Source organism: Streptomyces sp. NPDC058697 (assembly GCF_042715345.1).
Classification (GTDB): Bacteria; Actinomycetota; Actinomycetes; order Streptomycetales; family Streptomycetaceae; genus Streptomyces; species Streptomyces liliifuscus.
This window is the reverse complement of sequence record NZ_JBHXSU010000039.1, coordinates 60,616-66,630: the sequence shown is the minus strand read 5'-3', so window position 1 is coordinate 66,630 and position 6,015 is coordinate 60,616. Positions and strand designations below refer to the sequence as shown.

The window sequence follows — 6,015 nt, the reverse complement described above, 5'->3', positions numbered from 1 at the left end:
GCGCAGTTCCCCGCGCCCCTAAAAGACAAAAGCCAGGGGCGCAGCCCCGCTTTTAGGGGCGCGGGGAACTGCGCGATCAGCCACGACGCACCCGCACGACATCCACCGGCCCAAGCCCCGCAGGGGGGCGCGGGGAACTGCGCGATCAGCCACGACGCATCCGCACCCAAACAACTCAACCCCCGGACGTGTCCAGCTCCGCGTCCTCGCTGATGCCGGCGCAGTCATACGGGTCCTTGAGCCAACCGTCCGGCAGGACAACCCTGTTGTTGCCGGACGTCCGCCCGCGGGGCCCATCCGCACCGACAGGCCACGGCTGGTCCAGCGCCAACTCCTCCAGCCCCTCCGAGAGTTCGGCCAGTGACGAGGTGATCGCAAGGCGCTTCCGCATCTCGGAGCCGACGGCGAAACCCTTCAGGTACCAGGCCACGTGCTTGCGGAAGTCGATGACTCCGCGCGCCTCGTCCCCGATCCACTCCCCGAGGAGGGTCGCGTGGCGGACCATGACGCCCGCCACCTCCCGGAGGGTCGGGCGGGCGTAGTCACCCCCGCGGCCCTCGAACGCGGCCACCAGGTCACCGAAGAGCCACGGCCGCCCCAGGCACCCCCGCCCGACGACCACGCCGTCGCAGCCGGTCTCCCGGACCATCCGCAGCGCGTCGTCGGCGGACCAGATGTCCCCGTTGCCGAGCACGGGAATCTCCGGCACATGCTCCTTGAGCCGGGCGATGGCCTCCCAGTCGGCGGTACCGCCGTAGTGCTGGGCGGCGGTGCGGCCGTGCAGGGCGATCGAGGTCACGCCCTCCTCGACGGCGATACGCCCGGCGTCGAGGTAGGTGATGTGGTCGTCGTCGATGCCCTTGCGCATCTTCATCGTGACGGGCAGGTCGCCCGCCCCGGACACCGCCTCGCGCAGGATCGCCCGCAGCAGGTGCCGCTTGTACGGCAGCGCGGACCCGCCGCCCTTCCGCGTGACCTTCGGGACCGGGCAGCCGAAGTTCAGGTCGATGTGGTCGGCGAGGCCCTCCTCCGCGATCATGCGGACGGCCTTGCCGACGGTCGCGGGGTCGACCCCGTACAACTGGATCGAGCGCGGGGTCTCCGACGCGTCGAAGTGGATCAGCTGCATCGTCTTCTCGTTGCGCTCGACCAGCGCGCGAGTGGTGATCATCTCGCTGACGAACAGGCCCTTGCCCCCGCTGAACTCCCTGCACAGCGTGCGGAACGGCGCGTTCGTGATCCCGGCCATGGGCGCGAGGACGACGGGCGGCTGGACGGTGTACGGGCCGATCCGCAGGGCGGAGTTCACCGTGGATGTGGGCGTGGACATTCCCCCATTGTCCCGTACGCCGACCGGTGCCACGAAAGTCACCCGTGCCCGCGGTCGGCAGACCCGGCCCACCGGCCCTGTTCATTAGTTAGGCACACTACCGAAGCGGGCGTATTCTGGTGGGCATGCCCGAGCTCAGCCACCGGCGACGCATGCTGGTGCTCGCGATCTGCTGTATGAGCCTGCTGATCGTGAGCCTCGACGTCACCATCCTCAATGTCGCCCTGCCCGCCATGCAGAAGGACCTGGACGCGAGTCTGGCGGGCATGCAGTGGACGATCGACGCGTACACCCTCGTACTCGCCGCGCTGCTGATGCTCGCCGGTTCGACGGCGGACCGTATCGGCCGCAAGAGGGTCTTCATGGCAGGGCTGGTCGTCTTCACGATCGGCTCGGTCCTCTGCTCGCTCGCGCCCAACCTCGAATCGCTCGTCGTCTTCCGCATGATCCAGGCGGTCGGTGGCTCGATGCTCAACCCGGTCGCGATGTCGATCATCACCAACACCTTCACGGACCCGCGCGAGCGGGCCCGCGCGATCGGGGTCTGGGGCGGCGTGGTCGGCATATCCATGGCCGCGGGCCCGCTGGTCGGCGGCCTTCTCGTGGACTCGGTCGGCTGGCGCTCGATCTTCTGGATCAACCTGCCGGTGGGCCTGACCGCGCTCCTGCTCACGCTCCGGTACGTGCCCGAGTCCCGCGCCCCGAAGGCCCGCCGCCCGGACCCGGTCGGCCAGTTCCTGGTGATCGCGCTGCTCGCCTCCCTCACGTACGCGATCATCGAGGCGCCCTCCTCCGCCGTCGGCCAGACCATCGCCTTCGGCGGTATCGCACTCGCCGCGCTCGTCAGCCTTCTCTGGTACGAGCCCCGCCGCGACGAACCCCTCATCGACCTGCGCTTCTTCCGCTCGGCTCCCTTCAGCGGGGCCACGGTCGTGGCGATCAGCGCGTTCGCGGCGCTCGGCGGCTTCCTCTTCCTCTCGACGCTCTACCTCCAGAACGTACGCGGCCTGGACGCCCTCCACGCGGGCCTGTGGATGCTGCCCATGGCGGTCATGACCTTCGTCTGCGCGCCCCTGTCCGGCCGGCTGGTCGGGAACCGCGGTCCACGACTGCCGCTGCTCATCGCGGGGACGGCGATGACCGCGAGCGGTGTGCTCTTCGCCGGTTTCGAGGCCGAGACGGCGAACGTGACCCTCGTCATCGGGTACTTCCTCTTCGGCCTCGGCTTCGGTTTCGTCAACGCCCCCATCACCAACACCGCCGTCTCCGGCATGCCCCGCGCCCAGGCCGGGGTGGCCGCGGCCGTCGCCTCCACGAGCCGCCAGATCGGCCAGACGCTGGGCGTCGCCGTGATCGGCGCGGTTCTCGCCTCCGGCGTCGGTTCCTCCTCCTACCGGGACACGTTCGTCTCGGCGGCCCGCCCGGCCTGGTGGATCATCGCCGCGTGCGGTCTGGCGGTGCTGGTGCTTGGCGCCCTCACCAGTGGGCCCTGGGCCCGCCGCACGGCCGAGCGCACGGCTTTGCGACTGGAGTCGCCGGAGATCAAGGAGTCGGCGGGGGTCGTGTGAGGGTGCGGGTGGGTGGGGGCTGAGCGCGCAGTTCCCCGCGCCCCTAAAGACAAAAGCCGGGGCTGCGCCCACGCCTTTCGTCTTTGGGGGCGGTAGCCCCTGCCTTTAAGGGGCGCGGGGAACTGCGCGACCAGCCCCCACCGGGCCGCACCAAACACTCAACCCCGCTCCGCGGCAACCGCATGCAGCTTCTCCAGCCGCTCCCGCGATTCCTCGTCCGCCGGTGCGTACGTCACCATCCGCGGCCCCTCCCCCGGACCGAGCCACAGATCGGTGTGGACCAGGTTCAACCGCCCCACGTACCGGTTGTCGAAGACCTTGGTCTTGCTGCGGGAGCCGACGACCTCATGCCGCTCCCAGACCTCACGGAACTGCTCCGACTCCGCCCGCAGCCGCTTGAGCAGCATCTTCCAGGCGGGGTCGGCGAGATGCCCGGCCATCGAGGCGCGGAACTTGGCGGCCATCAGCCGTATCGACTCGTCGAGCATCACGATCGACGAACGCCACTGCTCGTTCGTCGTGATGAGGACCATGCAGTTGCGGTCCTCGGCCGGCACCTCGTCGAGGTCGCAGAGCAGACTGCCGTACGTGCGGTTGTACGCGAGGATGTCGTACCGGCTGTTCTGGATGCAGGCCGGCAGAGGTTCCAGCTGCTCCAGCGTCTGCAGCAGCGCCGGAGTGATCGTCTGGCAGCGCGAGGCCGGGGTGGGGTCGACGGCACCGGCCAGCTGGAAGAGATGGGCGCGCTCGTTCTGGTCGAGCATCAGTGTGCGGGCGAGGGCGTCGAGGACCTGCACGGAGACCTGGATGTCGCGGGCCTGTTCGAGCCACGTGTACCAGGTGACGCCGACCGCGGAGAGGTGCGCGACCTCCTCCCGGCGCAGACCGGGCGTGCGCCGGCGGCGGCCGCGGGGCAGGCCCACCTGCTCGGGCGTGAGGTGCTCGCGACGGTGCCGCAGGAAGGCGGCGAGCTCATGGCGCCGGATGTCCGACTCGCGCGAAGCCCCGCTCTCCGGCTCACGCGCCGGCGCATCCGACGTCCCCGGGGCCGGGGCCTGGGCCTCGCGCCCCCGCACCCCGGTGGCCCCGGTCGCCCCGTTCTCCCGTACCGCCGTTTCCTCGGCCATGGTCGTCATGCCTCCAGCGTGCCGCTGCCCGGACCCTGTTTCCAGGTACTCCTTGTAACAGGATAAGGAGACTCTGGTACCAGTCTGAGAGGGGGAGCACTCTCGACAGCGTGACCGAAACCCTCTCCTCACGTACCGTCCGCTCGCCCGTCGCCCCGCCCGTGCTCGGCGGGCTCGGGCTGTTCACCGTGCTGCTCGGCGCGGCCCTGCCCCTCATCGACTTCTTCATCGTGAACGTCGCCCTGCCCACGATCGGCCACGACCTGGCCGCGGGCGACGCGGTCCTGGAACTCGTCGTCGCCGGATACGGAGTCGCGTACGCCGTGCTGCTCGTCCTCGGCGGCCGGCTCGGCGACATGTTCGGCCGGCGCCGGCTCTTCCTGGGCGGGATGATCGCCTTCGGGCTGACCTCGCTGGCGTGCGGGCTGGCGCCGAGTGCGTGGACGCTCGTCGCGGCGCGCGTCGCGCAGGGCGCGGCCTCGGCGGCGATGCTCCCGCAGGTCCTCGCCACCATCCAGTCGGCGACCGCGGGCCCGCGCCGCGCCAAGGCGATGGGCCTGTACGGGGCCACGGCCGGGCTCTCCATGGTGGCCGGGCAGATCCTCGGCGGCGTCCTCGTGGCGGCGGACATCGCGGGCACCAGCTGGCGCGCGGTCTTCCTGGTGAACGTGCCGGTCGTGCTGGTGGGCCTCTTCCTCGCCGCCAAGGCCGTGCCCGAGACCCGCTCGCAGCACCCGGCGCCGGTGGACGGCCCCGGCACGGCCCTGCTGGCCATCGCCCTGGTGTCCCTGCTCGCCTCGCTGACCGAGGGCCGGGCGGCGGGCTGGCCCCTGTGGACGTGGCTGTCCCTCGCGGTGTTCCCGATGGCGGCGACGGCCTTCTACCTCGTCGAGCGGCGGGCGGAACGGCAGGGCCGCACCCCGCTGGTCCCGCCGAGCCTGTTCTCCAACGTCCCCCTGCGCCGGGGCCTGGTGATGATCCTCCCCTTCTCGATCGGCTTCAGCGGCTTCATGTTCGTCATCGCGGTGGCGCTGCAGCAGGGGGTCGCGCTGAGTCCGGTCCGCGCGGGCCTCACGCTGGCCCCGATGGCGGTGTCCTTCTTCGTGGTCTCGCTCCTGGGCCCGCGGCTGGTGACCCGGTGGGGCACGCGTGTGGTGACCGCGGGCGGCCTGGTCCAGGGGGTCGGCGTGGCCGTCCTCGCCCTCACGGTGTGGAGCTCCTGGCCCCACGTCGGCGGTCTCGAACTCTGGCCCGGCGTGATCATCGCGGGTGCCGGCCAGGCCCTCCAACTGCCCATCCTCTTCCGCGTGATCCTCTCCGAGGTGCCCCCGGCCCGCGCCGGCGTGGGCAGCGGCGTCATGATCACCGCCCAGCAGTCCGCACTGGCCCTCGGTGTGGCCACCCTCGGCACCCTCTTCCTCACGCTCACCCCGGGTCACGGCATGCGGGACGCCCTGGTCACAACGCTTCTCGTCCAACTCGCCGGGGTCGCCCTGACCACCGGACTGAGCCTGCGCCTGCCCCGCGCCATCGCGTGAACGCACGGAACAGTGCGCGGAATTCGCACACAACTCACCACAGTTGTGTCCCTGTTGATGTTGTTCTTGCTGCACACTCCTTAGCGCGCGCAAGCAAAGCGCGACCACCAGGAGGCGTCATGCTGCAGATCAACACCAGCAAGGTGAGCCGCTGGGACCAGCACGGCCGCGAGCACATCGTCCGAGTCCAGCGCTCGGGCGTGCAGCGGACGATCAGATGCGACACCTGCGGCTGGCGGAAGGCCGCCCAGTTCCTGCCCTGGCTCAAGGCCGAGGAGCATCTCGCGGAGGCGCATCAGGCGACAGTGGACCCGTCGGAAGGCTGAGGGAGCACCGGCCGGCACGGTCACAGCGCGGCGGGGGGGGGGGGGGGGCGCCGCCCCCCCCCCCCCCCCCCCGCCGCCCGCCGCCCCCCCCCCCCCCCCCCCCCCCCCCCCCCCCCCCGCGAGGGC

At 71.2% G+C, this 6,015-nt stretch carries 5 protein-coding genes; 3 read left to right on the top strand and 2 right to left on the bottom strand.

Annotated features, from left to right (window positions below):
* Window positions 1–175: 175 nt before the first annotated feature.
* Entirely contained in the window at window positions 176–1,330 is a 1,155-nt protein-coding gene (gene dusB / locus ACFWXQ_RS44470) for a tRNA dihydrouridine synthase DusB (protein WP_383957203.1), read from the bottom strand.
* 125 nt (window positions 1,331–1,455) lie between these two features.
* On the opposite strand from dusB, the gene ACFWXQ_RS44465 reads away from it, so the two are divergent.
* On the top strand, window positions 1,456–2,898 hold the full coding sequence (locus ACFWXQ_RS44465) for an MFS transporter (protein WP_383957206.1): 1,443 nt from the start codon (window positions 1,456–1,458) through the stop codon (window positions 2,896–2,898).
* A 158-nt stretch (window positions 2,899–3,056) separates the two neighbouring features.
* Here ACFWXQ_RS44465 and ACFWXQ_RS44460 read toward each other — a convergent pair whose 3' ends face one another.
* Entirely contained in the window at window positions 3,057–4,034 is a 978-nt protein-coding gene (locus ACFWXQ_RS44460; RefSeq protein WP_383957218.1) for a helix-turn-helix transcriptional regulator, read from the bottom strand.
* Between the two features lie 101 nt (window positions 4,035–4,135).
* On the opposite strand from ACFWXQ_RS44460, the gene ACFWXQ_RS44455 reads away from it, so the two are divergent.
* Together ACFWXQ_RS44455 and ACFWXQ_RS44450 are read left to right on the top strand one after the other, a co-directional pair.
* On the top strand, window positions 4,136–5,563 hold the full coding sequence (locus ACFWXQ_RS44455; RefSeq protein ID WP_383957221.1) for an MFS transporter: 1,428 nt from the start codon (window positions 4,136–4,138) through the stop codon (window positions 5,561–5,563).
* Window positions 5,564–5,682: 119 nt separating this feature from the next.
* Window positions 5,683–5,889, top strand: a complete 207-nt coding sequence (locus ACFWXQ_RS44450; RefSeq protein ID WP_200398277.1) for a hypothetical protein — start codon at window positions 5,683–5,685, stop codon at window positions 5,887–5,889.
* The last annotated feature ends 126 nt before the right edge of the window (window positions 5,890–6,015 follow it).

Excerpts from the sequence above, each read along its gene's own strand:
- dusB (WP_383957203.1), bottom strand. The coding sequence starts at position 1,330 with ATGTCCACGCCCACATCCACGGTGAACTCCGCCCTGCGGATCGGCCCG.
- ACFWXQ_RS44465 (WP_383957206.1), top strand. The coding sequence starts at position 1,456 with ATGCCCGAGCTCAGCCACCGGCGACGCATGCTGGTGCTCGCGATCTGC.
- ACFWXQ_RS44460 (WP_383957218.1), bottom strand. The coding sequence starts at position 4,034 with ATGACGACCATGGCCGAGGAAACGGCGGTACGGGAGAACGGGGCGACC.
- ACFWXQ_RS44450 (WP_200398277.1), top strand. The coding sequence starts at position 5,683 with ATGCTGCAGATCAACACCAGCAAGGTGAGCCGCTGGGACCAGCACGGC.